This window comes from Rickettsiella endosymbiont of Litargus connexus (assembly GCF_964277335.1).
Taxonomy (GTDB): domain Bacteria; phylum Pseudomonadota; class Gammaproteobacteria; order Diplorickettsiales; family Diplorickettsiaceae; genus Aquirickettsiella; species Aquirickettsiella isopodorum.
Window position 1 is genome coordinate 322,033 of record NZ_OZ195516.1, and the last position, 26,316, is coordinate 348,348.

Annotated in this window: 20 protein-coding genes; 9 read left to right on the top strand and 11 right to left on the bottom strand. The window is 37.6% G+C overall.

Annotation, left to right across the window (positions count from 1 at the left end; genetic code table 11):
- Positions 1-210: 210 nt before the first annotated feature.
- Positions 211-1,602 (top strand): phosphomannomutase/phosphoglucomutase, encoded by a 1,392-nt coding sequence (locus tag ACICP9_RS01385; RefSeq protein ID WP_395498244.1) that lies wholly within the window; start codon positions 211-213, stop codon positions 1,600-1,602.
- 3 nt (positions 1,603-1,605) lie between these two features.
- Entirely contained in the window at positions 1,606-2,370 is a 765-nt protein-coding gene (locus tag ACICP9_RS01390; RefSeq protein WP_395498246.1) for an exodeoxyribonuclease III, read from the top strand.
- A gap of 65 nt (positions 2,371-2,435) precedes the next feature.
- Here the strand turns inward: ACICP9_RS01390 and ACICP9_RS01395 are convergent, their stop codons facing one another.
- A complete protein-coding gene (locus tag ACICP9_RS01395) occupies positions 2,436-9,467 on the bottom strand; it encodes an ankyrin repeat domain-containing protein (RefSeq protein ID WP_395498248.1) in 7,032 nt (2,343 codons plus the stop codon).
- 287 nt (positions 9,468-9,754) lie between these two features.
- Complete coding sequence (locus tag ACICP9_RS01400) at positions 9,755-10,249, bottom strand: CinA family protein (protein WP_395498250.1); 495 nt, start codon at positions 10,247-10,249, stop codon at positions 9,755-9,757.
- A 139-nt stretch (positions 10,250-10,388) separates the two neighbouring features.
- Here ACICP9_RS01400 and infA point away from each other — a divergent pair, with 139 nt between their 5' ends.
- Positions 10,389-10,637: a translation initiation factor IF-1 gene (gene infA / locus ACICP9_RS01405; protein ID WP_071662069.1), complete on the top strand. Its 249-nt coding sequence runs from the start codon at positions 10,389-10,391 to the stop codon at positions 10,635-10,637.
- On the opposite strand, the gene clpA is transcribed toward infA, so the two are convergent.
- From clpA to ACICP9_RS01425, 4 genes are all read right to left on the bottom strand, one after another.
- Positions 10,630-12,939, bottom strand: coding sequence for an ATP-dependent Clp protease ATP-binding subunit ClpA (gene clpA / locus ACICP9_RS01410; RefSeq protein ID WP_071662070.1), 2,310 nt, complete (start codon positions 12,937-12,939; stop codon positions 10,630-10,632). The genes infA and clpA overlap by 8 nt on opposite strands.
- Before the next feature lie 302 nt (positions 12,940-13,241).
- Positions 13,242-14,540 carry an NADP-dependent isocitrate dehydrogenase gene (gene icd / locus ACICP9_RS01415; RefSeq protein WP_395498252.1) on the bottom strand — a complete coding sequence of 433 codons (1,299 nt, stop codon included), beginning with the start codon at positions 14,538-14,540 and terminating at the stop codon, positions 13,242-13,244.
- 45 nt (positions 14,541-14,585) lie between these two features.
- Positions 14,586-16,142 (bottom strand): hypothetical protein, encoded by a 1,557-nt coding sequence (locus ACICP9_RS01420; RefSeq protein WP_395498254.1) that lies wholly within the window; start codon positions 16,140-16,142, stop codon positions 14,586-14,588.
- A gap of 69 nt (positions 16,143-16,211) precedes the next feature.
- Complete coding sequence (locus tag ACICP9_RS01425) at positions 16,212-16,565, bottom strand: hypothetical protein (protein ID WP_395498256.1); 354 nt, start codon at positions 16,563-16,565, stop codon at positions 16,212-16,214.
- A 277-nt stretch (positions 16,566-16,842) separates the two neighbouring features.
- Here ACICP9_RS01425 and ACICP9_RS01430 point away from each other — a divergent pair, with 277 nt between their 5' ends.
- From ACICP9_RS01430 to ACICP9_RS01440, 3 genes are read left to right on the top strand one after another with little or no spacing between them, the layout of a single operon-like run.
- Positions 16,843-17,481 (top strand): site-2 protease family protein, encoded by a 639-nt coding sequence (locus ACICP9_RS01430; RefSeq protein ID WP_071662074.1) that lies wholly within the window; start codon positions 16,843-16,845, stop codon positions 17,479-17,481.
- 16 nt (positions 17,482-17,497) lie between these two features.
- Positions 17,498-18,337, top strand: coding sequence for a segregation and condensation protein A (locus tag ACICP9_RS01435; RefSeq protein WP_395498258.1), 840 nt, complete (start codon positions 17,498-17,500; stop codon positions 18,335-18,337).
- Entirely contained in the window at positions 18,316-19,065 is a 750-nt protein-coding gene (locus tag ACICP9_RS01440) for an SDR family NAD(P)-dependent oxidoreductase (RefSeq protein ID WP_395498260.1), read from the top strand. The genes ACICP9_RS01435 and ACICP9_RS01440 overlap by 22 nt, the downstream gene beginning before the upstream one ends.
- A 3-nt stretch (positions 19,066-19,068) precedes the next feature.
- Here ACICP9_RS01440 and ACICP9_RS01445 read toward each other — a convergent pair whose 3' ends face one another.
- From ACICP9_RS01445 to ACICP9_RS01465, 5 genes are all read right to left on the bottom strand, one after another.
- Positions 19,069-19,920, bottom strand: coding sequence for a purine-nucleoside phosphorylase (locus ACICP9_RS01445; RefSeq protein WP_395498262.1), 852 nt, complete (start codon positions 19,918-19,920; stop codon positions 19,069-19,071).
- Positions 19,921-19,969: 49 nt separating this feature from the next.
- Positions 19,970-20,233 (bottom strand): oxidative damage protection protein, encoded by a 264-nt coding sequence (locus ACICP9_RS01450; RefSeq protein WP_395498264.1) that lies wholly within the window; start codon positions 20,231-20,233, stop codon positions 19,970-19,972.
- Positions 20,234-20,314: 81 nt separating this feature from the next.
- The gene (gene mutY, locus ACICP9_RS01455) at positions 20,315-21,376 is read right to left on the bottom strand and encodes an A/G-specific adenine glycosylase (RefSeq protein WP_395498266.1); all 1,062 of its coding nucleotides are present in this window, start codon (positions 21,374-21,376) and stop codon (positions 20,315-20,317) included.
- 46 nt (positions 21,377-21,422) lie between these two features.
- Positions 21,423-23,102 (bottom strand): AsmA family protein, encoded by a 1,680-nt coding sequence (locus ACICP9_RS01460; protein WP_395498268.1) that lies wholly within the window; start codon positions 23,100-23,102, stop codon positions 21,423-21,425.
- On the bottom strand, positions 23,095-23,430 hold the full coding sequence (locus ACICP9_RS01465; RefSeq protein ID WP_395498270.1) for an NGG1p interacting factor NIF3: 336 nt from the start codon (positions 23,428-23,430) through the stop codon (positions 23,095-23,097). The genes ACICP9_RS01460 and ACICP9_RS01465 overlap by 8 nt, the downstream gene beginning before the upstream one ends.
- Positions 23,431-23,549: 119 nt before the next feature.
- Here ACICP9_RS01465 and ACICP9_RS01470 point away from each other — a divergent pair, with 119 nt between their 5' ends.
- Genes ACICP9_RS01470 through ACICP9_RS01480 form a run of 3 tightly spaced genes read left to right on the top strand, consistent with a single transcriptional unit; the run spans position 23,550 to position 26,316 of the window.
- On the top strand, positions 23,550-24,467 hold the full coding sequence (locus ACICP9_RS01470; protein WP_395498272.1) for a DUF1338 domain-containing protein: 918 nt from the start codon (positions 23,550-23,552) through the stop codon (positions 24,465-24,467).
- Positions 24,468-24,482: 15 nt separating this feature from the next.
- Positions 24,483-25,055, top strand: coding sequence for a non-canonical purine NTP pyrophosphatase (locus ACICP9_RS01475; RefSeq protein ID WP_395498274.1), 573 nt, complete (start codon positions 24,483-24,485; stop codon positions 25,053-25,055).
- Between the two features lie 10 nt (positions 25,056-25,065).
- Positions 25,066-26,316, top strand: coding sequence for an MFS transporter (locus ACICP9_RS01480; RefSeq protein WP_395498276.1), 1,251 nt, complete (start codon positions 25,066-25,068; stop codon positions 26,314-26,316).

A 26,316-nucleotide genomic window follows, 5' to 3' on the forward strand; every position in this document is an offset into this window, starting at 1 on the left:
ATAACACAATATCATGTGGTTTATGTACTATGCAACCACTATATAAAGTGAGGAAGTCTTTAGTAAGCTGTGAGTAAGTTGGGTAAAACAGGTTAATCGGCTGACTTATTTTCCGTGCCATGACCTGTTGGAACAGGGTTTATGCATAGAAGATTAAATCTTCTGTATGATAAGCGTATTTTGTTGGTTTGTACGTAAATGAGAGGTGATATGCAACACATTTCTTGTGCAGAGATTTCAAAAAGTATTTTTCGTGCCTACGATATTCGGGGTATTGTGGGTGAGACGATCACACCTGAACTTATTTATATTCTGGGGAAAGCGATAGCGAGTGCCGCTCAAGACCAAGGCGAACAAACCATTATCACAGCGCGTGATGGACGGTTATCAGGGCCTATTTTGATGAAAGCCTTACACAAAGGATTACGTGAGAGTGGTTGTGACGTGATTGATATTGGTCAAGTTCCTAGCCCCGTTCTTTATTTCGCAACAAGAGTTTTAAATTGTCGCTCGGGAGTGATGTTAACAGCAAGTCATAATCCATCGAATTATAATGGGTTAAAGATTGTTTTAGCAGGAAAGAGCTTATCCGAAGGAACTATTGATGCACTTTATCGACGTGTCCAAGCAGGTGGCTTTAAATCAGGAAAAGGGAGTTACCAGCAAATATCGGTTACGGGAGCTTATCTCAATCGGATTACGCAAGATATTTCTTTAGCGCGGCCTTTACGCGTGGTGCTTGATTGTGGAAATGGTGTGGGTGGTGTCGTTGCGCCCGAATTACTACGTCGTTTGGGTTGTGAAGTGATTGAATTATTTTGTGAGGTGGATGGTCATTTTCCCAATCATCATCCTGATCCCAGCATACCAGAGAATTTAAATGATTTAATTGCTAGTGTGAAACAGCATCAGGCAGATATTGGTTTGGCCTTGGATGGCGATGGAGATAGGCTGGGTGTGGTCACGAATCGAGGAGAAATTATTTGGCCCGATAGACAGATGATGTTGTATGCGATGGATGTCTTATCACGCCATCCAGGCGCACTCATCATTTATGACATCAAATCAACGGGTCATTTAGCCAAGCTCATTGCAGAAAACGACGGCCAATCTTTAATGTGGAAGACAGGGCATTCGATTATGAAATCCAAATTAGAAGAAACAGGTGCATTATTAGCGGGCGAGATGAGTGGTCACATTTTTTTTAAAGAACGTTGGTATGGTTTTGATGATGGTTTATATACCGCTGCTCGGTTATTAGAAATTGTTGCTAAAAGTAAAAAAAATATAAGTGATTTATTTGCTGAATTGCCGAACAGCATTAATACACCGGAGTTAAAATTGCCTATCGCGGAAGATAAAAAATTTGCATTTATTCAAGCTTTTCAAGCCCATGTGAATTTTCCGGAAGCGACACTGAGTAAAATAGATGGTGTCCGTGCTGAGTTTAGCGACGGTTGGGGTTTAGTGCGCGCGTCGAATACCAGTCCTTATTTAATTCTGCGATTTGAAGCGGATAATTTACCTGCCTTAAAGCGTATCCAAACTTTATTTAGGAATGCTTTATTAGCCATGGATCCCGATCTTAAGTTACCCTTCTAAACTATGCGTATTATGACTTTAAATGTGAACGGTATTCGTTCTGCAGCACGAAAAGGCTTTTTTGAATGGATGAAGCAGCAAAAAGCCGATGTGATTTGTTTGCAGGAAACCAAAGCACAAGAAGATCAGTTGGATGTCTCACATTATCCTCAAGACTATCAGGCCTATTTTTTTGATGCGGAAAAAAAAGGTTATAGTGGTGTGGCGATCTATAGCCGTATCAAGCCGGATTCAATCACTGGTGGTTTAGGCTGGGAATGTGCGGATAAAGAAGGTCGTTATCTGCAGCTCAATTTTCCCGGCTTGAGTATCGCTTCTTTGTATATGCCTTCAGGTAGTAGTGGTGAATGTCGTCAACAGCTTAAGTTCCAATTTTTGGACCACTATCTACCTATTTTAAAAAATCAACGTCAGCAAAAACATGACTTTATTATTTGTGGAGATTGGAATATTGCACATAAGCCGATAGATTTAAAAAATTGGCGGTGCAATCAAAAAAATTCTGGTTTTTTACCTGAAGAACGTGCTTGGTTGGATCAAGTATTAGGACCTATGGGTTACGTGGATGCCTTTCGAGAGGTGAATCAACACACTGAACAATATACTTGGTGGTCAAATCGTGGTCGTGCTTGGGATAATAATGTGGGATGGCGGATTGATTATCAGATAATTACTCCTGGGCTAAAAGACAAAATTAAATCGGTTGAGATTTATAAGGAGCAGCGTTTTTCAGATCATGCCCCTTTAACAATCGATTATACGTTTTAGCAGCAGGTGAGGTGTTTACGTGACTGTCTGTGTGTCTTTAGGGATGTTTCATTTCATAGTAGGTCTCAGCGCAATAAAGGGTTGCTCCCTGGTAGGCTTGACTGTTTCCGTCTTTCGAGTTGTTGCTGAATACGACGTATTTTAGGATTAACAATAGGTCGATTATTTTTCCCCGTTAAACATTTCGCAGCATAAGAAAGAGCAAATAATGTACTCTGTATATCAATAGATGCCGTGACACGTGATATTCCTTCTGATTGAGTTTGTTGCTGATGTGATTGATGGCGGCTACTCAATTTAGTTGCTGCTATTCGCTGCGTATACGGAGAGCTCTCTGGTGTGTTTGCTATTTCTTTAAAGCGATTTGCTTTACCGTTAGATTGCCTGACTTTCATTGGATTTTTTTTTATAAATAGGCTGCGTTTATAAAAATTCGTATTTTTTTGAATAATAATGGGTTGTTCTGATGTGGGCGGGTGTACGTCCGTTCGCTGGGCCGCTTTAGAATACGCCTTACGCGGTGCCGACTTTTTTATGGAGGGCCTATTGAAAGTGATCTCGTTTAGTTGATGAGTGGTTGAAATGGGTTGTTTAGTTGGGTCATTAGTCGGATGCATTGAGTAAGCTGCTAAACCCTTCCTGGATTTATGACTAAACTTCTTAAGGCGACACTTTTCTTTCCTTTGGTCGTAGTGATCATAGTAAGCATCCGCTCTTTCTTGTATCGACTCTGTATTCTGAGTAAAAGAATTGATGACATTATCTGACTCAACGGAACGACGTCGCCTAATAAGGTTACTCGTATTAAAATGGTTAGCTTGACTTGCTTGAAAGAATGGAATTGGCTTGGAAGTAATAATCGCTATCGATTCTTTTTTTAAAGCGTTTTCTCGTGCTTCTTTCACCTCTTCGAAGTAGGGTACGGTATTCAATGCCGTTAATTTCTCTGCAAGAACCACTTTTTTATTAGAAAATTTAAATGATAAAGTCGCTAATTTAGGCTCTTTATAAAAATTTTTTAAAATAATACTCAAAGGTTCTTCTGTTTCTGAAATAGAACTGAGTATATTGGTCCCTATTAAATTTGTCTTATTATGATGATAAAAATTAAATTGATGATAGGTTCTAGGAATAATAATTTCAGTATTTTTTTCTACGTCTTCAACGCCTATGCTGATAAGCTGGTGCACATTGTCTAGTTTTAAGGGAATAGGTTCTAGATATAGATTCGGGGGTTGTCCAACTATCTTCTGCGGGGCAACATTTAAAATAATATGTAAATACTCTTTATACCAATGCGTCAGCATAGCATCTTTCAAACGAACAGTAATAAAATCTAAAACGGTTCCATCCCGTACAATACCTAAAATAAGAAGAAGATCATTCTCTGGTTTATTATATTCATTGTCTGATGATCGATACCTATTCACTAAGGTATACTGGTGAGCGTTGTCTTTTGATATGAATATCAGTTTAAACGCATTAGCGCTTGTTTCTAACTCAGTTTGAAGTTTAGCACTTAGCCGTCGAAAATCTAAAGTATCTATATGATCGCTATGGTTAGCACGGTGAAGAACAATGTTGTTGACAAATAGGCGAAATGAGGAGGGTGGTTCGATAATAAAAAGACCTTGGCCACCATTGCTATTAAAATGAGTCTCTTTGGCATTTTCGTCATTATACATGACTTGGCGGCCATAATGACCAATTAAAACTCTTTGATTTAGCAAGGTGCTGATAATACAAATCATATTGAGACGCCGTGCCATGGGCGAATAGAGAGTCATAATATCGTCTATACTCTGATCCGTCCTATAAAAAAGATAGCTATTTCCATTAATTATTTTAAGTTCAGCACCGCTTATAAAATAAAAAAAAGGTTTATTTAGTAAACAATAATTTAAATCCAATTTAAAATCATTCGGAATAAAACCAGAGCTTTTTAGTAGATTAAAGATCACATGGCGTAGTTTAGATCGGTTGCTAACAGTCACATTTTCGTTAGCATCGCAATTTTTCAAAAGATTCTTTAATGCTTTCTGAGATGAAGGGGACTTAAGAACTTCAGGCAGCAATGATAAATATTTTGCATCAAGGAAGGCCCCAGGCTTGAGTTGATAATGCAGGGTTATGTCATTAGTCGCATTATTTTTAGCAATAGAAATCGTTTGGATAGTGCGCAAAAGCTTTTTTATTTTATGCTCTAAAAAATGAAAGGTAATTGTTTGTGTTGTTGATGAAATAGCATATAAATCTGAAATTTCTGTATTAAACACAAATTGATGTCTCAAATGCCCAGAGGAAGCTAACTTCTCATACACTTTTTCAGTCGTCAAATTGACCAATATCATTCCTGCACCCGGTAGGATAGTGTAAGTAAAATGACCTTGTAGGGCTTTATTATTCAAAACACTATGGGGTTTTAAGTAAAATTTTGTTACATAATCACAACTCGAATTTTTAGGAATTAAAACAGTGTCCGCCTGAGTAAAAGTGGATCCGCCGGTTGTGTCTATCTCTTGGGTATCACAAGCGGTAACAACTGAGATCGGTAAATCTCCTCCAATGAGTTTCTCTATGTTGGCGATAGCTAAGGTTTTATGACTGTATTTTAAAACGCCTTCGTTAAAATTGACTATAATTTTTGATGCTAACGGTCGAAATCCTTGTAACAGTAATGTATCTACCCCTTCTTGGCCATCTAACCCCCCTAACCCTCCTTCTTTATTTAAAGCAGTCACGACTTCGCTAGCCTTTACAATATAAGTATCCTCTTGAGCGCCTCCTACATAGTCTTTAGCTCCATTATTGACTATAAAAACATTAGAAATATTTCTGAAGCCTGTTGCATGATCTTCTCCTTCACCCAGATCATAAAGTGCCATTGTTCTAGTAGTATCGTTAATAAGACTAAGACCAATGGCTGCATGGCAGAGGTAAACCACTGTAGGAAACAGATTTCTACCTTTTATTATAGAGAGGCAAAGTGTCTTGCTTACTCCGGTGATAGGATTGCTGATAAAATCCATGGCTGTCTTGCAGGCATAAAAGCCTATAGGTGACACTTTGCTTTTTGTTATCGTAGGGAGACAAAGCAGCTGGGTTCCGGATGGTGGTGTGATGTTTTCTCTAGTTAACTCAAGCCCAGAGAATTTATCTTTAAAATAGACAATGTTATCTTTACTCTCATTAAAGATAGGATCACAGACTATTTTATCTCTATAACAATCTCTTGGTGGAAAAACCAATCCGCCTCCGCAGCGAGATTTTTCTTGAATAACGCGACGCTTTTCGCCAATTTTTTCAATCGCAGGAAAAATAAGATGTTTAATTCCTGGAAGATTTTTTAAGAGTTCTAGTTTCTCTGCTAATCGATGATCATATTCGACAACTTCATCGAGCATGTTTTGAATATAGGATTCCGGCTCCAGATCTAAAAAAGCACGCCAACCTTCTTTAAATTTTTCAAAAGCGGTCAAATGAACGAAATGATTCTCACGATCAACCGTTTCGACACTTTTATATATCTGACTTCCCAACATAACAATCGCACCCACAGTCTCGCCTATCGGACCAGTGACAGCGGAAATACCCATCAATGCTATGGCTTCTGAACTGATTTCAGCTACTTCTATCCCTATTTCTATTAAATCAGTTGCCAAGAAAATTCCATCACTTATCGCGCCTACCCATGCGTCGGTATTACTACTATCATTTTGTAGTGCTTTAATTTGATTATAAAAATCATACCCAATTAATAGAGCGGTTCCACGACGTGCAAAAGGGGCACTTGCCCTTAAAAATTTGCCTCGAAATACCTTTTTTGTCGTCGCTAACACAAGCTTTCCCTCTTCATCTAGCAGTGTAGATAAGCCTGTAGACAGAAAACTGCTTCCTGTAAAACTTGCCAGATTAATCGCTGCATTAGGATCACCTTTCAATAAGTTAGCGATAGCCCCTTCAGCAAAGATACCTCCCATTAAATGAGAGGAAAGCTTACTCACTTTACCTAGATGCTTAATTATTTTGTTATTAACAATCAGCTTTGAAACTTCTTTTTGCTTCTTTCCACCTACTGTTCTTGTAGAAATATAGTGCAAAAATTCAGCTTGCTTAGCCTCAGATAAGCTCTTCAGATCGTCAAGTATTGCTTGGCTATCTAATACACAATTGGATTCACGTTTGCGTCTGTTTCCCCCGATACACCGCAGTTGAGTAATATCCAAATCGCTAGCGACATCCTCATCGATATCCATCAATAGATTACCGTTATCTTGCTCCGTATTTAGGCGCGCAGTTAGCAAACCTTGGCTAAAATTCGGTTTATTTACTCTTGCCAGCTCGTTATTCACTGCCATTAAAGGATAAAATATTTGGTGATTCCATGCTTCTGTTTGGCCTGTGTTCTTAGTAAAACGAGTGTATTCAAAAGCTATTTGTTGTTGTTGTTCGATAGAAAAACTTATTTCTCTATCGATTTCATTTCTTGTAAAATCAACCGGATTTAAAGGGCGTAAATAATCCCCTTTTATCCGTTGCAATTGAAAATTGACTTCTCTTGATTCAAGGCTACTATCAGAAAGGTTAGGCACCGCATGTATTAATCGTTGAGACTTTACATCAAAAACAACGGCTTCTGGTGATGGTTTATCACCTAAATCAGATGATTGAATAACAAAACGATTTTTTTCTGCGTATATTTGTTTTAAAACTTGTTCTATGTTGTTATCTGATATGGTGCTTGTGCTTGATGCCAAACTGACTCGATCTCTTGCGCCACTCATATAGAGATGTATCTTAGATTGGCCAGGAAATTCATTGAGTAATTGATCGACAAAGCTTAAAGGCCCAGAATATTTATCGAAATGAGATAAAACCACTTTTTTACTGATAGGATCAAACGCAATAACAGCAACACATTGTTGAATATTATAAGTTCCTAATTTAGCATTGTTCGCTATTCCGAGTTCACGTTGTAATACGACATGCGCTGCACTATCCGGATGGCCTTGAGTGAGTTTATAGGATGCATAGTAATGAAAGGATTCACGTGCTACTAAATCATCGATTGAGAGAGGAGAAGGCAAAGGTGATGAAGATGAAAGTGTTTGTTCTTTAAGCTCTTTATAAAGACCAGCCAGCGCTAAATGTCCCTGTAATTTTTCCTGATACTCTAAAGAAAGCAACTTGTTTCGATTTACTTCTTCATAGCGAGCGATTGATAATGGCTCACGGTTAACCGCAGTTTTCGCTAAAAATTGATAAGCCTCTTCGAGAGGTTGGTATTCGTTTAACTGATGATAAATTCCAATAGCTTCTTCTATATACTTTTTTGCATCATTGTTATTGCCTTTATATAATTGTTCTTCAGCGTTGTAAAAAAATCGATTCGCTTTGGCTAGATCCGCTTGATAGGCGGGCGAATTAATATTTATGTTTGGTAAATTTGGAAAACTGGTTGGTAGTTCTAATATTTGATTTTTCCAAGAAAAATATTCCTCTTGCCTTACACTTGTTAATATCTCAAGATAGCTTTTAGAAATAAGATCATTATCAATATTTTCAGCTAATTTGTCTGCTTGCAAGCGTAATTCATCTGCTGTTTCTATTAAAACTGAATGATAATTCCCTTTTTTTGATGAAGCAATCTGTTCATAGTGCTTTAAGTCATAAGACAAACTATGTATATCACTCGCTAATTCTTCAAAGTCCGATAATTCAGTATCAAAAGACGGATTAGTTTCTAAATTATCAATGGCTGTATTTAAGTGATTAATAGCTTTTTTTAATTCTATTAATTGATGCTGACTTAATGGTTTCCATTCAAATATAGTCTTCACAGTCTTATCGTCTAAATTGTGTAACTGAGTAATACGATGCGGTAGGCTGTTAAGTAGTGTATCTAGATTGGTTTCTGCAACTTTTATTTCTTGAGTTAAAGAACTTATAACGGATGATTCTTGCAGTAGATGTTCTGCCATTTGTTTTGCGGTTTTGCCTTCATTATTTATGATAGCCAAATCATCGTTTGTAGCGACTCGTAATAACAGTTTTAAAACCTTAGGCCCTCGTCTGGTTACTTTTACCGCTTCGTGTAGGGCAGTATTACCCGCGTTATTTTGGATACTTAAAATCTTTCTATGCTGAAACAGATAATCTTTTTGATAAAGAGATTTAACAACATTCCTATTACTGCGGATAACTGCAGTATGAAGCGGCGTATTTCCGTATTTTATTTCTTGTATGTCAAGCGCTTCAAGATGCGGGATAATTAATTCTGCAATTTCTTTTTCTTCCTGCATTTGAATCTGAGCGAGTTTATATTCCTTTTCTTCTTGACTTCGATAGTTAGCGACCATATGTAAGCCTGTTTCACCATCACGGTCAACAAGGTAAGGATTGACTTGACCTGAATGGATTAGTTCCTTAACAGTCAAACTTTGTGTATGGATAATAGCACGATGTAACGCTGAAAAATTGTCCAAGCCGGTTTGTAGATTAGTACGGACTCCTTTTTCAATTAGCTTCTTTACAATCAATGCGGCGGCATGTTTCGTCGCTTCTTCAGTCGTTAAACCGGAAAAAACCTCAACAGATTGCATACGAGTTAATGCGGTTGTAAGCTGTTCCGCCGTCACTGTCGCTGTGCTTTCAATGGTAGCTACTAAAGGAATGGTTTCACCCTGATACGTTACTAAACCGTCTATGCCATTTCGATTTCCTTGAAACATAAGGTGACTATTACCCAAATTCGGGTTTGCACCATAATTTAACAAAGTAATAACCGAGGCTAACTTTAATTGACTACACGCATCATACAAGGGTGTTTTATATTGATTATCTTGAAGATTAATATCGTGGCCGATTTTCTGAAGCAACGTGATGAGAGGAAGATTTTGTCGTGCTGCAGCTTCATGTAAAAATGATTTGCCGTTCTCTCCGTTTAAAACAAAAAGATTTTGATTTGTAAAAGTTTGTTCAATGCTACGCAGATTTGCAACGTTATTCTCATTCTCTTTTATATAACTTGATAATAAACTTGCTGATACTTGATAGTTATTATCGAACTCTTCTTTTGATAGGTAGGTATAAGGCATTTTTTACTCCTTGATTAGAGTGTACTTGTAATTTATTAAGATAGTTAAAAAATGCTTTTGTAGCACGGTTTACAAGCGGTTGCGCAATTGTCTAAAACGATCGATAAGACATCAAGTTTTTTTTATTATTGTGCAACGGACACTGGTTATTTGAATGTGTGAGGCCATGAAAAAATAATTTCGATAAATAGGGTAGCGATAGTGCAATAATTATTTTTAACGGACGTTATCTATAAAACGTCAGCATAATACCAAATAAAGTTTCTAAATTTGTGCAAGATAATATTTTACTTTATTAAATTTAACAAGGTTTTTAATGCGAATTCTACTGCTGCGTAACGAATAATTAATCGATCACCCGAGTAGTGTTGGCATAGCGTTTTACTGAAAGCATTTTTACTAACCCAAGCTGTCCATATCGTACCTATTGGCAATTGCTCAGTGCCACTATCAGGTCCTGCGATGCCGGTAATGGCTATACTGACGTTGGCAGGGCTTTTGTTTAAGGCACCGGTAGCCATTGCGAGTACCACTTCTTCACTCACAGAGCCATATTGATTGAATAGAGTCTGATCGACACCCAAAACTTGTTGTTTAGATAAACGAGAGTAAGTCACAAAACCACGCTCAAACCATGCAGAAGCGCCAGGTACGCTGGAAATGGTTTGTGCTAATTGTCCTCCGGTACACGATTCTGCAGTCACTAACTGTAAATGCTGTTGTTTGAGTTGATCGCCTAATTTTTTAGCGTCGCAATGCACTTGGGATAATGAGTGAGTCATCCGTTGCCTAGCATCCTATCGTAGTTTCCTTAGTTTAGGAGTATAACGGCTGATGCAAAAAAATGTTATAGTATAAACAAATGACTTTTACGGCAACATAGCCGTATTAATGCATAAGAGAGTTAACCTTAGGTAATTTATGGCCAAAGAAGATCAGATAGTGATGGAAGGTACAGTCATTGAGACTTTACCGAATACCTTATTTAGGGTGGAATTAGAAAATGGGCATGTTATAAATGCCCATATTTCTGGACGTATGCGAAAAAGTTATATCCGTGTTCTCACAGGTGACAAAGTGAAAGTGGAAATGACACCTTATGATCTCAGCAAAGGTCGTATCATATTTCGCGGTAAAGGATCCGAGCCTGATAAATCTAAGCCTAGCTAATCGGGGCTTGAGTTAGATTTTTATTTTGCTCAGGAGGCGTAATAACGCTACCTTTTGCGGAAATAATTAATTGTAATTCATCGTTGGTACACGTTAATGTTAAATGACCACCGTGTACTAAGCGTCCAAAAAGTAATTCATCAGCAATCGGTTTTTTAATTTGTTCCTGAATGAGACGCATCATTGGACGTGCGCCCATGCTTCTTTCATAACCATGTTGAGCTAACCAAGCACGGGCGGGTTTGTCTACCTGCAACGTGACGTGTTTCTTTTCGAGTTGTGATTCTAATTCATGTAAGTATTTATCGACCACTTGAGAGACGATATTTGCATTTAAATAATTAAAGAAAATAGTGGCGTCCAAGCGATTGCGAAATTCAGGAGAAAATACGCGTTTGATGGCCTCTGAGTTTTCAGTATGATTTAAATTAGGCGTAAAGCCTATCTCTTGACGGCTAAACTGATCGGCTCCCGCATTACTGGTCATGACCAAAATAATATGACTAAAATCTGTTTTTCGACCATTGGTATCCGTTAAGTTACCATGATCCATCACTTGCAATAAGAGATTAAAAATATCAGGATGAGCTTTTTCTATTTCATCCAATAATAAAACAGCATGAGGATGTTTAGTCACTGCTTCGGTTAGTAAACCCCCTTGATCATAACCAATATAACCCGGAGGAGCTCCTATTAAGCGAGATACACTGTGTCTTTCCATATATTCAGACATATCAAAGCGCAGTAATTCGATGCCCATCAGTTCTGCCAATTGACGCGTCACTTCTGTTTTACCCACCCCCGTTGGGCCTGCGAAAAGAAAGGACCCAATTGTTTTATTGGTTTCTCTTAAACCAGAACGCGTTAATTTCATGGCGGCACAAAGATTTTCAATGGCTATCCCTTGGCCAAATACGCGAGCTTTTAATTTTGTTTCTAAGTGCCGTAAACGACTTTTGTCGGAGGCAGAAACATTTCGTGTAGGAATACGTACCATCTTTGCCACAATGGCTTCGATCTCATGAATACCGATGACTTGCTTTCTTTTATGGTTAGGTCGTAAGGCCTGATAAGCGCCTGCTTCATCCACGATATCAATGGCTTTGTCTGGTAAGAAACGATCGGGTAAATAACGTGCAGCCAGTTCTACACTAGCACGTAAGGCATTCATACGATATTTCACATGATGATGTGTTTCCAGTCTATCGCGTAGACCGCGTAGAATGGCTATGGTTTCTTCTAAATTAGGTTCGGGGACATCAATTTTTTGGAAACGTCTTGCTAATGCCCGATCCTTTTCAAAAATGCTGCGATATTCTTGGTAAGTGGTAGCACCAATGCATTTTAATTCTCCGGTAGTGAGTAACGGTTTAATTAAATTAGAAGCATCCATGACACCACCCGAGGCAGCGCCGGCACCAATGACGACATGAATCTCATCAATAAACAGTACGGATTGAGGTTCTTGTTTGAGCTGAGCTAATAAAGCCTTAAATCTTTTTTCAAAATCACCACGATATTTGGTTCCAGCAAGTAAACTACCGAGATCTAAAGAATAAAGGGTACTATTCGCAAGAACAGAGGGAACCCTTTTTTCAATAATGGCTTTAGCCAGTCCTTCGACAATCGCAGTTTTACCGACACCAGCTTCACCGACTAATAACGGGTTGTTTTTACGACGGCGACATAGGATTTGAATAACTCGCGCTAATTCCTCTTCGCGGCCAATTAAAGGATCAATTTTTCCAAGACGCGCTTTACTATTTAAATTAATTGCATAAAGTTCTAATGGACTATTTCCAGGACCTTCTATAGTGACTTCTTCTTCAGTCACAAACTGATTTAATTTAGGCTCCAAATTATCTTGTAATTTAGGTAGCCCTTGCGATATGTAATTCGATATATCAGAGCGTGTTACATTTTCGCGGCGTAAAAAATAAATAGCTTGGCTATCTTGTTCCCCAAAAATAGCCGCTAAAATATTAACGCCATGTACTTGCATTTTTCCGCTGGATTGTACTTGAAAAATAGCACGTTGTAACACCCGTTGAAAACCTAATGTGGGTTGTATATCGAGATTAGGATCAGCAGAAGGAAACAAAGGTGTGGTTGCTGCAATAAAATTACTAATCTCGTTCTTAAGCCGATTTAAATTCGCTCCGCACGCTTTTAGTGCGGCAACAGCAGAAGGTTCATCTAAAAGCGCTAACAATAGATGTTCAACCGTTAAATATTCATAACGCTTTTCACGGGCTTGTTTAAATATCGAATTTAAACTAACTTCAAGCTCTTTGCTAAACATGGTAGCCCTCCTTTTCGAATCGTATCAAATCCGTGAATTCACACATAAAGGCGTTTTTCACTGTTGTTATACAAGCTGGGTAGTCCATGTTGAAAAAATTATTTCCCTTTATTTTTAGCCTAGTCGAAATTTAAGGATTTGCGAGTTTGCTTAATTTTAAACCTTTTAAACGCAGAGAGGGGTAGGGTGTATTTTTCCCATACGAGGTAATGTTTTTTCAGCAGGATAAAAGTGCTTAAGGGGGATGATGCTAAAAGGAAAATTAAATTTTCCTCTTAACTCATGGCAGATTAGAAAAATAATTATTTTTCTAATGTTGTAGCCGATGCCAGTGTGTGTTTATTGCTCATATGATCGACGATAGATTGAGCAAAATCAGAACAACTGACTTCTTTGGCATGGTTCATTAAACGCGCAAAGTCATAAGTCACGGTTTTGGCTAATATAGCGCCTTCCATCCCGATTAGGATGTAATCGGCTGCTTCGTTCCAACCCAGATGTCGTAGCATCATTTCAGCGGATAGGATCAGCGATCCGGGATTGACTTTATTTTGACCGGCATATTTGGGTGCTGTGCCATGGGTTGCTTCAAACATAGCCACTTTATCGCTCAGGTTGGCGCCAGGAGCAATGCCGATACCACCGACCTGCGCCGCTAAAGCATCGGAGATATAATCGCCATTCAGATTTAATGTCGCTATGACACTGTATTCCGCTGGACGGAGTAGAATTTGTTGTAAAAAGGCATCGGCAATGAAATCTTTAATAATAATTTCTTTAGTGGTTTTCGGATTTTTTAGGCACATCCAAGGTCCTCCGTCGAGCAGTTCTGCGCCAAATTGTTCTTTAGCGACCGCATAACCCCAATCTTTAAACGCACCTTCGGTGAATTTCATGATGTTGCCTTTATGTACTAAGGTGACTGAAGGCAGATCGTGAGTTATGGCATATTGAATGGCGCATTTTACCAATCGTTGTGTTCCTTCTTTCGAGACGGGTTTAATGCCAATGCCACAATGTTCAGGAAAGCGAATCTTTTTAACACCCATGTCATCTTGTAAGAAGGCGATCAATTTTTTGGCTTCTTTACTGTCGGCTTCCCACTCTATTCCTGCATAAATATCTTCAGAGTTTTCTCTGAAAATAACCATATTGGTTTTTTCAGGTTCGCGAACCGGGCTTGGTACCCCTTTAAAATAACGGATCGGTCGTAAACAAACATACAGATCCAGTTGTTGGCGCAATGCCACATTTAAGGAGCGGATACCTCCGCCTACAGGTGTCGTGAGTGGACCTTTGATAGAAACCACATAATCACGTACTGTAGTGAGTGTTTCTTCGGGTAGCCAAACATCAGTGCCATAAACGTGCGTGGCTTTTTCACCGGCATAGATTTCCATCCAAGCAATTCGACGGTTATCACCATAAGCCTTGCGGATAGCCGCATCGACGACGAGTCGCATAGCCGGCGTAATATCAACACCGATACCATCCCCTTCAATAAAAGGAATGATAGGTTGATTCGGGACATTTAAGGAATAGTCGGAATTTACTGATATTTTCTCGCCTGAACTTGGAATCTGAATATGCTGGTAAGTCATGCGTGCTACTCCGCTTTTTTTTGATTGAAAAATTTCTTCTCAATTTTACAAGATTTTACTCACTTGAGCGAGTTTAGGCCTAAGGTAAACTTTTCTTAGATTTAGGTTGTTTATAGGGGTGTCAGTAAAAGAATCTTTAAAAAATTTACAAGCTAATCGAGTAGAATAAATCCCTTGATAGTCAAAAAGTTTTTCATCAGAGAGAGTTATTGTTGATTTTGTTCGGCATTTTTGTGCTTTAATTGATGGAGAATCCTTAGAGTTAGCCATTTGATTAATGGTAGTTTCTAACTTTATCAGACTGGATTTAAGCGTAGTTATGCATTGCTCTAAAGCTTCTTTTTTTTCAGATAAATGCGTTTTTTTATAAAATTCTATAGATTTTTCGAGGAGTTGTGCCGCTTTCTTTAAAGAAGTAATTTTTTGGGCATCAGAGTATTTTTTTTCTATATTATTTAAATCTTCTACTAGGAAAATAGCATAGTTATTATGAACAATAGCTTTACGTTCATTAAACGATTTTTTATTGTTTGATAGATGAACGAGATCAATCTCTATGCTAAGTTGTTTAAATTTATCGACTATTTTTTCACACTCTATGATCCATAAGGACCTTAATTGGCAAATAGGAGACATTTTTTTTAGTTTTTTAGTTTTTTGATAACTGAGTTCATCACTTGATGTAAGATTTGTGAATAGCGTTCGTTTTCTTTTTATAGGATGGGAAGGAGTAGAATTTTTAACTAAATTGGTTGTTTTGGGGGAGCTTTTAGTTTTAGATGGAAATAATAAGGAGGGGTTATTAATTATTTTCCATCGTGGTGATAATGCATCGGGTAGTTTTTTCAGATGAATGACCAATTTTTTTAGCGGAGGAGTTAATACGTTACACTGATTTTGGTTGGATCGTTCCTGAATGAACTGGATACGTTTATTTGTTTGATTGGCAAAGTTTAAGAGTTTCATCTTATGCTGAGCATGAATAGATTTTTTAGCGGCTTCTCTATAGAAGCTAGCAGATTTTTTAAAATAATAAATGGACTTTTCAAAGCTTGACTTTTTTATTAAAAATTCTGCAAAATTATAACAATACTCTGCTTTCAGACTATTTTGACTAACTATCCAAAATTGCTGAAAGTTATCGATATGTTTTAATTGTTTAAGTGAGTTTTTATTTTTATCGTTTGATTCTAAGCTTATTTTTTTTATAACTAATTGATTAAAATCAATTTCGATGGCTAGAATTTTTTTGTTTAATCCATTTAATTTTTCTTCTGTTTCTGGATCCAAATTTAAAGTGTAGACATCACAATAGAGCATTGATGTCCATGCTTCAAAATAAAGTTCATTAGTTAACTGAGTAGGATTTCCTTTTTTTTCAATAATAGACATGATTTCTCGGAATTTTTCCTTGCAAGAACTAAATTCTTTGGTATCTAGATTATTTTTAGACTGGAGATGAGCAGTCTGATAGTGTTTATTAGCAACTTCCATAAGAGTTATTAAGTAACGCTCTAATTCGTCTGGATTGCTGACTTGTTTCGCATCCAAAAAATTTTTTTTAGAGGTTAAAAGGGATAGATTATTTTTTATCTTTGGCATGTTAGGTTAAGCTGCTTAAAAGTAAATGAGTTAGATTTTAGCGAGAGATATACTAGAAAATTTAGAATTTTAAAAGCAAATTTTTAAGTGATTTCTCGCATGATTAGTTTCGACTTGTTCCTTACAATGAGTTTGTATAAAGCGCAATAAATCTTTATAAAGAGTTTCCGAATGAATGGTAGGTGCTTTATACTTTAGTAAACATTGAAAATGTTCTTGGAGTGTCGTATTTAGTAATTGGATTGAAATGGGTCCAATGGGTTTGATCGGTTGAAAAAAAGAACGACTTGAATTGGTATTGTCAGATAAAATTAAGTCTTGCTCAGGGAATTGTTGTAAAAGATAGTTTTTAAGTTGTTCGATTTTATGTGTTAGGTCTAGATTATCCTTTTTAGCTAGTTTTAATTTTAGATTTGACTTCATAATAAGATTCAGTTTTTTCTAGATTTATTAGTTTATTGTATGAATAGTAACCGAAGAAACTTAACTATTTATTAACTATTATTTAAAATATAGCATTCATTAAGGCATTAATTTTAAGAGTAAGGATTTTTTGGAAATGACTTAATCGTTTTTGCAAAATAAACAAGTTAAACGGGGATAGGGCCTTATATTGGGGCGAAAATCACAAAAAGCGCATTCGCCTATTTGACTCAAATGAGTATATACTTTCATTTTTAATGAACGATTGAGTGAAGAGATGATAGGTGGCTTTTCTTTAGGTCAAAAAATAATACTTTGGGTAATACCTTTATTATTTGCTATTACCGTCCATGAAACGGCACATGGTTGGGTTGCCTCAAAATGTGGGGATCCAACGGCTAAACTATTAGGTCGCTTAACCTTGAATCCATTGAAGCATATTGACCCCATCGGGACCATTATTGTCCCAGCTATCCTTTTTTCCCTAGGGGGGTTTATATTTGGCTGGGCTAAGCCAGTACCCATTACTTGGCAAAATCTTAAAAATCCCAGACGTGATATGGCCTTAGTCGCTGCGGCAGGTCCTTTGGCTAATCTCATGATGGCTTTTTTGTGGGTGGGTATCGCCAAAATTGCGATGGGATTCGATAATGATCCGGTTATTTACATGGCTCAGATTGGCATATCAATTAACTTGGTATTAATGTTGTTAAACCTTCTTCCGATCCCCCCCCTAGATGGTAGTCGCGTGGTGGCCAGTTTTTTGTCACCTGCAATGGCGTACCAGTTTAATAAATTAGAGGTATATGGCTTTCTTATTTTAGTACTTTTATTGGCCAGCGGTATTCTGGGCAGAATCTTAGGCCCGCTATTACAAGGGTTATTATCGGTTTTTTTTAGATTTTTTGGATTATAACGATTACACTGGCGCTATGAGTGAAAATAGACTAGCTACGACACTAATCGGCGATGCGCCTATTGCCACGATACGTGGTCAACCCTTGGTTCAGTTACCTTACGATCTGTATATTCCCCCTCAGGCTTTAGAAGTACTGTTAGAAGCTTTTACAGGCCCTTTAGATCTGTTGTTATATCTGATAAAAAAGCAAAATTTTGATATTTTAGATATTCCAGTTGCCGAAATAACCCGCCAATATATGCAATATATTGAGTTGATGCAGGTATTAGAAATTGAATTAGCTGCAGAATATCTGGTCATGGCAGCCATATTGACTGAAATTAAATCGCGCTTGCTTTTACCTAAGCCTACTGAGACCCCAACGAATGATGAAGCGGATCCACGCGCTGAATTAATCCGCCGTTTACAAGAATATGAAAGGACTAAACAAGCGGCACAGGCCTTAGAGCAATTGCCCCGTCTAGGGCGGGATGTTTTTTTAGCAATGGCTGAAGCAGGGCTTCCACCCGTCTCGACAGAAAATCCCAGACAAGCTCCGCCCTTGGCTTTAGAGGAGTTAGTAGAGGCTTTTCAAGCGGTTTTAGCCAGAGCGGCTTTAAGGACGCATCATCCCATTGCCGAAGAGCCTTTGTCGATTAAGGAACGTATGTCGCAAATTTTGAAAAAAATAACGGCGCAATCCCCTCTAAAATTTACTGAGTTATTCAAATTTGATGAAGGGCGTATGGGCGTTGTAGTCACTTTTATGGCGTTATTAGAATTATGGCGCCAATCCTTAATTGAACTTTCACAAGCTACGTCTTTTGGAGAGATCGAAGTGCGAGGGATCGGATGTTTCAAAGTAAAACAATAATAATAACCGGCGGATCATCAGGTATTGGCGCGGCAACCGTTGCTTTATTTAGCGCTGCCGGAGCAAAAGTTTATATACTCGATAAAAAAAAATGGATCGATGTCGCCACTCAGTCGATTTATTATTTAGAGTGCGATGTTGCGAATGCAGATCAGGTTAAATCAGCAATGGATAATATTCTTCAAAAAACCCCTAGGATTGATTATCTTTTTTGTAATGCGGGTATCCATTTATTTGCTAATATCGAAGAAAGTTCTAATGAAGCCATACAAAAAGTCTTTGCAACCAATTTATTCGGCACGATTTATTGCTTGCAGCAAGTATTACCTCGCATGAAACAACAAAGAAACGGCTCAATCGTTTTAATGGCTTCGGATCAAGCTTTTATTGCCAAAGAACAATGCGCTATTTATGGTGCCAGTAAAGCAGCTATTGCACAATTGGCTAAAAGTACGGCATTAGATTATGCTCAATATGGAATTCGAGTGAATTGTGTCTGTCCAGGCACTATTGATACACCAATGTATCAAGCTGTTTTAGAACAATTTCAGCAAAAAACGGGATTAACATTCGCTTCTATTCAAGAGCAGAGTGCTGAAAAATTACCTTTGAAGCGAGTCGGGAAACCTGAAGAAGTCGCGCAGGTTGTCGGGTTTTTATGCAGTGATGCCGCTTCTTTTATGACAGGCGCATTAGTAAATGTGGATGGTGGTTATACCATACAATAAATATTACTCTTCGCACGGGAATTTTTGACTGTTAGCGATAGGCACGACTACCGATTCGAGCAATCGGCCTAGATGGTTGCTCGCTTTAGCAGCAAAATGGACGGTGCCTTCATGCGTAATGGGTTCATCGCTAAGACCCGCTGCTAGATTGGTTACCACAGAAATGACAGCCACTTTTAAACCACAATGTCTAGCAACAATCACTTCAGGAACAGTGGACATCCCTACCACATCAGCGCCTAACTGTCGAAAGGCACGAATTTCTGCTGGAGTTTCAAAATTAGGTCCTAAAACACTCACATAAACACCCTCGTTGAGAGAGATAGAGAGCTTTTTTGCGGTCTGCTGAATAAGGTGTCGGATACCTAAATCATAAGCATCATCCATGGGGAAGAAACGGGGGCCAAATTCTTCATCATTGGGGCCTATGAGAGGATTCATCGGATGCAAATTAATATGATCCGAAATTAAAACCAATTGACCTGATTTTACATTTTTATTTAATGATCCTACCGCATTAGTCATTATTAATGTATGGCAGCCCAAACATTTTAAGGTGCGGATAAATAGTTTGAAGTCTTTGCCTTGCATTCCTTCATAAAGATGAACACGTCCTTGGCAGCAGACGATAGGTATTTTATTCAGGTAGCCGAGTATCATTTTTCCATGATGTCCTACGACGCTACTCACTGGGAAGCCAGTGAGTTCAGCATAGGGAATCGAGATACAGTCAGTCATTTTATTCGCAATATCAGCTAAGCCTGAACCTAAAATAATTCCAATCTTAGGTTGGAAGCCCGGTCGACGTTTTAAAATAGATTGAGCAAGCGGTTGTGGAAAAGCATTGGCTGTCATAGATCACCTTTTTAATGAGATAAAATCACCTATGGGATTTTAATGAGGATTACTCTGCAGGAGGTGTACTCGGTATTTCGTCAGATCCAAATAAAAATTTTTCCATTTCTTTTTTTAAAAATTCACGTGCTTGAGGTTCAAATGTACTTAAGCGATACTCATTGATGAGCATTGTTTGATGGTTTACCCATTGTTGCCAAGCAGGTTTGCTAATGGATTGATAGATACGCTGACCTAATTCTCCAGGATAAGGGAGATAATCAAGTCCTTCTGCTTGTGTGTGTAGTTTAATGCAATAAATAGTTCGGCTCATAAATAGACTCTTTGCACTTGAATTTTTTCTGTGTTGCCGTTTAGCTCGCAACCCTCTTCGCAGCAGCCAAAACTCCAGTTTCTATGCGCATATTTGGCTTAATAATTTTTTGACAGGTGCGGCAACGCCTCTTAATGCTAATTGTTGCCTGTTATACCAGACTATACAGTTAGATTCCATCAGTGGCGGATGCCAATGTTTAACCTGAATGAGAACGGGTCTAATTTCAAGTTGAAAATGACTAAACGTATGCTTTAAAAAGGGGTATTTTTTGATAGGTTTTTCTATTTCACAATGATAATGTTTTTTGCAAAAATTTGTTACTTTTTCTGTAATAGAACATTCTGGCAAGCTCCATAACCCACCCCAAATTCCGCTCGGTGGCCTTTTTTCTAGCAAAATTTCCTGATGCTCATTGATTAAGATTACCATCGTGATAGCACGATAAGGGTTAGTTTTACGTGGTTTGGGTGACGGATAATTTGCCGTGCTCTTTTCAGTATAAGCTTTGCAATGGCTTTGCAAAGGACATTCCGTACATTTGGGTTGTGTGCGTGTGCAAACCAGTGCACCTAGATCCATCATCGCTTGTGTGTAATGACGGATATGTTTGTTTTTTGGTGTATAAAGTTCAGCTAAAGCCCATAATTGTTTATTGACTTTGCTTAAACCAGACCAGCCTGAGAGGGTATGAAATCGGGTTAATACACGTTTCACATTACCATCAAGTATGGCGGCGGGTAGGTTAAAGGCTAAGGCCAGTATGGCTCCCGCGGTTGATCGGCCGATGCCTGGCAAATTTTGTAATAACAATAAATCTTGCGGAAATTTACCTGAATATTCTTTTTCAACGATTTGCGCGCAGCGATGTAAATTACGTGCTCGTGCATAATAACCTAAGCCTGACCAGAGCCGAATGACTTCATCGATATCGGCTTTAGCGAGTGAGGACAGTGTTGGAAAATGTTGTATAAAACGTTGAAAATAGGGAATCACTGTTACAACTTGTGTCTGTTGCAGCATGATTTCCGAAAGCCAAATAGAATAAGGAGATTTTGTTTGTTGCCAGGGTAGATGTTTGCGGCCCGATCGACTAAACCAGGCTAACATTTTTTGTTGGAATTGTTTAGCGGTTAGTGTCACGGGTGGTTTTTGTAAAAATGGGTTACTTGATGTTTTAATTGAGCAATTAGTGAAATAGTTTGTTCAGATCTAATTTTTTTAATGCATCACCGAGTTTCCCTTTAAGTTTTTCTTTGATGATATCAATACTTAATTGATCCAGAATGGGGCTAATAGAAGGATGTTGTAAAGGTCCTGAAATTCTAATAGGTATGGCAATTCCTTCAGGACTCCCATCCGATAATATGGGTTGTGCTTGTAATTCATAATTAATTTGTTGTAGCGGTAAATTTAAAACCCCTTTACCATTAACGCGTAAACGGCCACTACGGATGATTAAATCATTGTTATTGACGACACCCTGATTAATATTAAAACTACCGTTAAATTTATCAAACGGGGTATCCGAACCCGTGTTCTTAGGCGCGACTTCATGCTTAAGTAAGGCTTTGCCTAAAGCTATCCAATACGACAAATTAACCCCTTTTAAAGCACCTTGATCTAAGTTAAAGCGGCCTTGTCCATTCAAATTTCTTGTGAGCGCATCAGCGGTATCTCCTTGCGTTGATAGGTTCAGATTGAGTGTCGCTAAACCGGACAATTGTAGCCGACTTTGATTAATCAGATCTTGAAATAGCAATGCGGTATTAATTTGATTAAATTGATTTTGAGCAGTGATAAAAGGTACTTTTGGATTAAGATTGATAGAGGCATTACCTTGATAATGACCTTGATAAAATTGGGCATTTATTGGATTAAGCGTCAGCAAATTATTTTTAAATTGAAAGCCAAGATGTATTTGCTGAAAAATTAATTGTCCGGTCTTAATTTGCGGGCTGTTTAAGTTGCCGGCAAAGCGAGGATTCTTTAAAAAATTTTGACCTGTGATGCGTCCTGTTAGTTTAATTTGATTAATGATGGCGACCAGTTGATCCGCAATGATATCCTGTTTATTCAAATCAATATCGATGTGGCCTTTTAAAGACAGAGGAAGTTCGCCTTTAGCATAATTAGGACCTTTTAATAAAGTATTTAAATTAAAATGATTAAATTCTAGATGATTCTTGTCAGTACTGAGTAAAATATTCGATCGTAATTTAATAGCCGCATTAATCGTGGGTTCGTTAGAAATTAAGTTAAACTGAATATCAAAGGGTGAGCTTTTATTAATAGCAAGGTTAGCACTCTTAAATTGGAGATGCGTTATTTCAAAGCGTTTATTTTTTTGTTGATCAACATAAATAATATGTCCATCCCGAATGCCTAAACCAGTTACGATAAATCCTATGGGTTTTAAACGCTCTAAACGGTTATTTTCTGAATGACTAGAAGTTTTTTTAGAAGAGGTCAGTGGCCCTTCCCAGTTGACTCGACCTTTAGCATTTTTTAGCAAATAAAGTGTGAGACCATTCACTTGTAATTTACCAATTTCTAATTGTTTATGTAATAAAGGAAGTAAACGAACTTGAATATCCAGCTTTTTAATTTGTGCGAATGGATTCTTACCAAAACCAGGATTATTAGTCAGTTTAGCATTACATAATTGTAATCCTAGCCATGGGAAAATAGACCATTGTATGTCTCCGCCTAATTGCAGCTGACGGCCAGTAAACTGGGTGACGGCTTGACTAATTTGTGGTTTAAGATCATTAGGGTTTACAAATACCACGAGACCTATCAATGAAACTAGGCCCAATAAAATAACAGCACCAATAAACGTAAATAAAACACGAAGTAGCTTAGACATGGGGTTTTATTGCCTCATAGGAATTTTCTAATCGAACCACCGAAAAGGCAGGTTCTTCATAGGGATGGCATTTTTTTAAAGCCGCTATGACCGATTTAATAAATTTTTCTTCACAAAGCATTTCGACTAAATATTCGTCAGTCGTTTCTACAATCCCTTTTTGACCTAAAAAAGGATGGGCCTGCGCCGTAGGACGAAATTGACCTTGTCCTAGTACTTGCCAAGCACAGTGTTCATAATTTCCTAATCGACCACCGCCTTGATCAAACATGGCTAATTTGACGGATTCTAAGTGATGACTCGGGATATAAACTGAAATTTTATACATAGCGCTTAATAATATTAGCTTATAATTTAGTAAAGGACATTAGTATATAGTATTCGGTATAAAATTTGCGAGTGGGTTGTGAAGAAGTTTTCTCTTCATTATGAACTTTAGAGGTGTCTATGTTAAATCGTGTTAAAAATTATATTTTCAGCCAATTATGGGAGAGTTATAGTACGCATTTAACTGAGTTATCTACAATTCAAAGTTATATACAGAAGCATTTTCAGGAAGAATTAATCCGGGATCATTTTGCGCTGATTGATTTACCGGGTCCATGTACTGGCATGGATACACTGTCTTGTTTGTTCTCATATCTTGGTTATAGCCCTCGTGGACAGGATTATTTGGCTGAAAAACAAAATAATTTTAGATGGCTATCGGAAGAAATAAGTCTCGAGACCTTAGCTACGGAGGCGCCAGCGCAAATAGTAGTTGCCGATTTTCGTCGCGAAGCGTTAACGCCCAATGTATTAAAAATCATTGATTATTATGTAGGATTTGCTAAACCTTTGGATACGGAGCAATTAAAATTTCTGCATTATCGGACTTTACAACAAGATGAGCAGGCAGCGACTGAACTGTCGAAATTTATTTTGAATTATCTTCAATCGAGAGATTGGCCATTACCTACCGTGCAAGAATATGAAATAGTAAAAAATCAAAATGAACTGTTAGCGTGGGTGTTAGTCATGGGTCGTCAAGTCAATCATTTCGCTTGGAGTATTCATTTGTCTAATAGTTTTAGTCAGCTAAAACTATTTAATCAATTTTTGAGCGCTACTTTAAATATTTCGTTGAACCAAAAGGGTGGTTTGATAAAAGGCAATATTAATAAAGGTATAGAACAAAGTTCAACACAACCGGCTATTAAATCCATAAAACTCACCGATGGCGTCATTGATTTATCGGATCGATTTATCGAGTTTGTATGGCGTTATCCCAAAAAAGCGGGAGTAAAAAGACGATGGCATGATTATTTTACTGGGTTTGTTGCAGATAATGCCGATCGTGTGGTTGAATCACTTTACTTAAAGTAATTTTTGGAAAACAAATTGAATAATAAAATTTATTATGTGACCAATAATGCCGGTAAATTCGAAGAAGTGACCGATTTTTTTAATAGAGTGCCTGCGACTTTTCGTGTTGAACAATATGCGATTGATATTGATGAAATTCAGAGTTTAGATCAAAAAATAGTGGTGTTAGATAAAGTGAAAAAAGCATTTAATGCCGTCAAACAACCATTGTTACTTGATGATGGAGGCTTATTCTTTGCTGCCTATAATCTATTTCCAGGGACTTTATCAAAATTTGTCTTTCAAGGATTAGGTTTTAAAGGTTTATTCAAATTGATTGAGGATGATAATCGTGCTTCTTTTATTTTGCAGTTAGCTTACACCGATGGAGTACAAACTCAATTATTTGAAGGGGTTTGTTTAGGCACAATAGTGATGCCAGAAGACTTATCTTCGCATCCTAAACTTCCTTTTACCGCTATCTTTAAACCAGAAGGTTCTGATAAAACTTTGGCACAACTACGGTATACCGATGATTTTTTTCGTTTTTCTTTTCGTCAACAAGCATTAAAGAAATTTATTGATTGGTATCAAACTCAATCAGTGTAAGGAAAAATGTTTGACCAGCGATCAAAAAAAGGTTGTTTTTTCAGCTTGTATAGGGACTATTTTAGAATGGTATGATTTTAGTCTTTATGCCTATTTAGCAGGTATTTTTGCACAGATTTTTTTTCCTGCTTTACCCCGCATGGGCTTGTTGCTGAGTTATAGTGTTTTTGCTATGGGTTATTTAGCAAGGCCTTTGGGTGCAGCGTTATTTGGTTACCTCGGCGATACACGGGGTAGAAAAAAAGCCTTAAGCTTAAGCGTATTATTAATGGCAATAGCGACAGGTGGAATGGGTTTGCTTCCTGGTTATAGCATGATCGGAATCAGTGCTGCATTTTTGTTACTCTTTTTTCGATTACTGCAAGGTGTTGCGGTAGGAGGAGAAGCATTTGGTTCGGCTTGTTTTATTGTAGAATCGATACCTTCCAATAAAACGGGTTTTTTTTCATCGTTAATCTGGGCAAGTTCCGTGATTGGTTTATTATTCGGATCACTTATCGTTTTTATTTTATTCGTTGGATTTCAAAGTCATTTTCTTTATAGTTTTGCCTGGAGATTACCTTTTTTGTTAGCGACTATGAGTGGTTTGATTGCTTATTATATAAGAACCCGAACTGCTGAGACGCCAGAATTTCAGCATTTACACGCTCAATGTTTAATAGAAAAATTTCCATTAAAAAAAATTTTTGTAGCGTATAAAATATTAATTGTTCAATTAATGGGTCTATATTTATTATCCGCATTGATAACGTATCTCATTTTTATTTTTATGCCGGTTTATTTTACGGACGTTCTAGGTCATTCTCGAATTCATGCCCATGCACTGAATACACTGATATTGATTTTATTGATTGTGCTCGATATTTTTTTTGGTTGGCTTTCGGATAAATGGGGACGGAAACCTATCATGTTGACAGGTGCAACTGGATTGATGTGCTTCAGTTATCCGCTTTATGTCATGATTACGCAGGGTTCTTTTTTTATGATTGTTATTGCGCAAATAATGTTTACTATTCTTGCCGCTAGCTTTCAAGGCCCGTTAATGGCGCTAACACTCGATCGAATACCTGTTCCAGTACGTTATACCTTAGGCTCATTCAGTTATAATCTGGCTTACTCTATTTTTGGTGGAACAGCGCCATTGGTTGCTATTTATTTAATAACCAAAACGACGAATGTTGCTATACCGGGTCTATATCTTGCTGTGGGTGCTGTTGTAGCACTGATAATGTTAATAACGTTTAAAAAAGAGCCGTCCTAG

Excerpts from the sequence above, each read along its gene's own strand:
- ACICP9_RS01445 (WP_395498262.1), bottom strand. The coding sequence starts at position 19,920 with ATGACAGCCAATGCTTTTCCACAACCGCTTGCTCAATCTATTTTAAAA.
- ACICP9_RS01435 (WP_395498258.1), top strand. The coding sequence starts at position 17,498 with ATGAGTGAAAATAGACTAGCTACGACACTAATCGGCGATGCGCCTATT.
- icd (WP_395498252.1), bottom strand. The coding sequence starts at position 14,540 with ATGACTTACCAGCATATTCAGATTCCAAGTTCAGGCGAGAAAATATCA.
- ACICP9_RS01430 (WP_071662074.1), top strand. The coding sequence starts at position 16,843 with ATGATAGGTGGCTTTTCTTTAGGTCAAAAAATAATACTTTGGGTAATA.
- ACICP9_RS01425 (WP_395498256.1), bottom strand. The coding sequence starts at position 16,565 with ATGAAGTCAAATCTAAAATTAAAACTAGCTAAAAAGGATAATCTAGAC.
- ACICP9_RS01460 (WP_395498268.1), bottom strand. The coding sequence starts at position 23,102 with ATGTCTAAGCTACTTCGTGTTTTATTTACGTTTATTGGTGCTGTTATT.
- ACICP9_RS01390 (WP_395498246.1), top strand. The coding sequence starts at position 1,606 with ATGCGTATTATGACTTTAAATGTGAACGGTATTCGTTCTGCAGCACGA.
- clpA (WP_071662070.1), bottom strand. The coding sequence starts at position 12,939 with ATGTTTAGCAAAGAGCTTGAAGTTAGTTTAAATTCGATATTTAAACAA.
- ACICP9_RS01440 (WP_395498260.1), top strand. The coding sequence starts at position 18,316 with ATGTTTCAAAGTAAAACAATAATAATAACCGGCGGATCATCAGGTATT.
- ACICP9_RS01450 (WP_395498264.1), bottom strand. The coding sequence starts at position 20,233 with ATGAGCCGAACTATTTATTGCATTAAACTACACACACAAGCAGAAGGA.
- ACICP9_RS01395 (WP_395498248.1), bottom strand. The coding sequence starts at position 9,467 with ATGCCTTATACCTACCTATCAAAAGAAGAGTTCGATAATAACTATCAA.
- ACICP9_RS01385 (WP_395498244.1), top strand. The coding sequence starts at position 211 with ATGCAACACATTTCTTGTGCAGAGATTTCAAAAAGTATTTTTCGTGCC.
- ACICP9_RS01420 (WP_395498254.1), bottom strand. The coding sequence starts at position 16,142 with ATGCCAAAGATAAAAAATAATCTATCCCTTTTAACCTCTAAAAAAAAT.
- ACICP9_RS01465 (WP_395498270.1), bottom strand. The coding sequence starts at position 23,430 with ATGTATAAAATTTCAGTTTATATCCCGAGTCATCACTTAGAATCCGTC.
- ACICP9_RS01470 (WP_395498272.1), top strand. The coding sequence starts at position 23,550 with ATGTTAAATCGTGTTAAAAATTATATTTTCAGCCAATTATGGGAGAGT.
- infA (WP_071662069.1), top strand. The coding sequence starts at position 10,389 with ATGGCCAAAGAAGATCAGATAGTGATGGAAGGTACAGTCATTGAGACT.
- ACICP9_RS01400 (WP_395498250.1), bottom strand. The coding sequence starts at position 10,249 with ATGACTCACTCATTATCCCAAGTGCATTGCGACGCTAAAAAATTAGGC.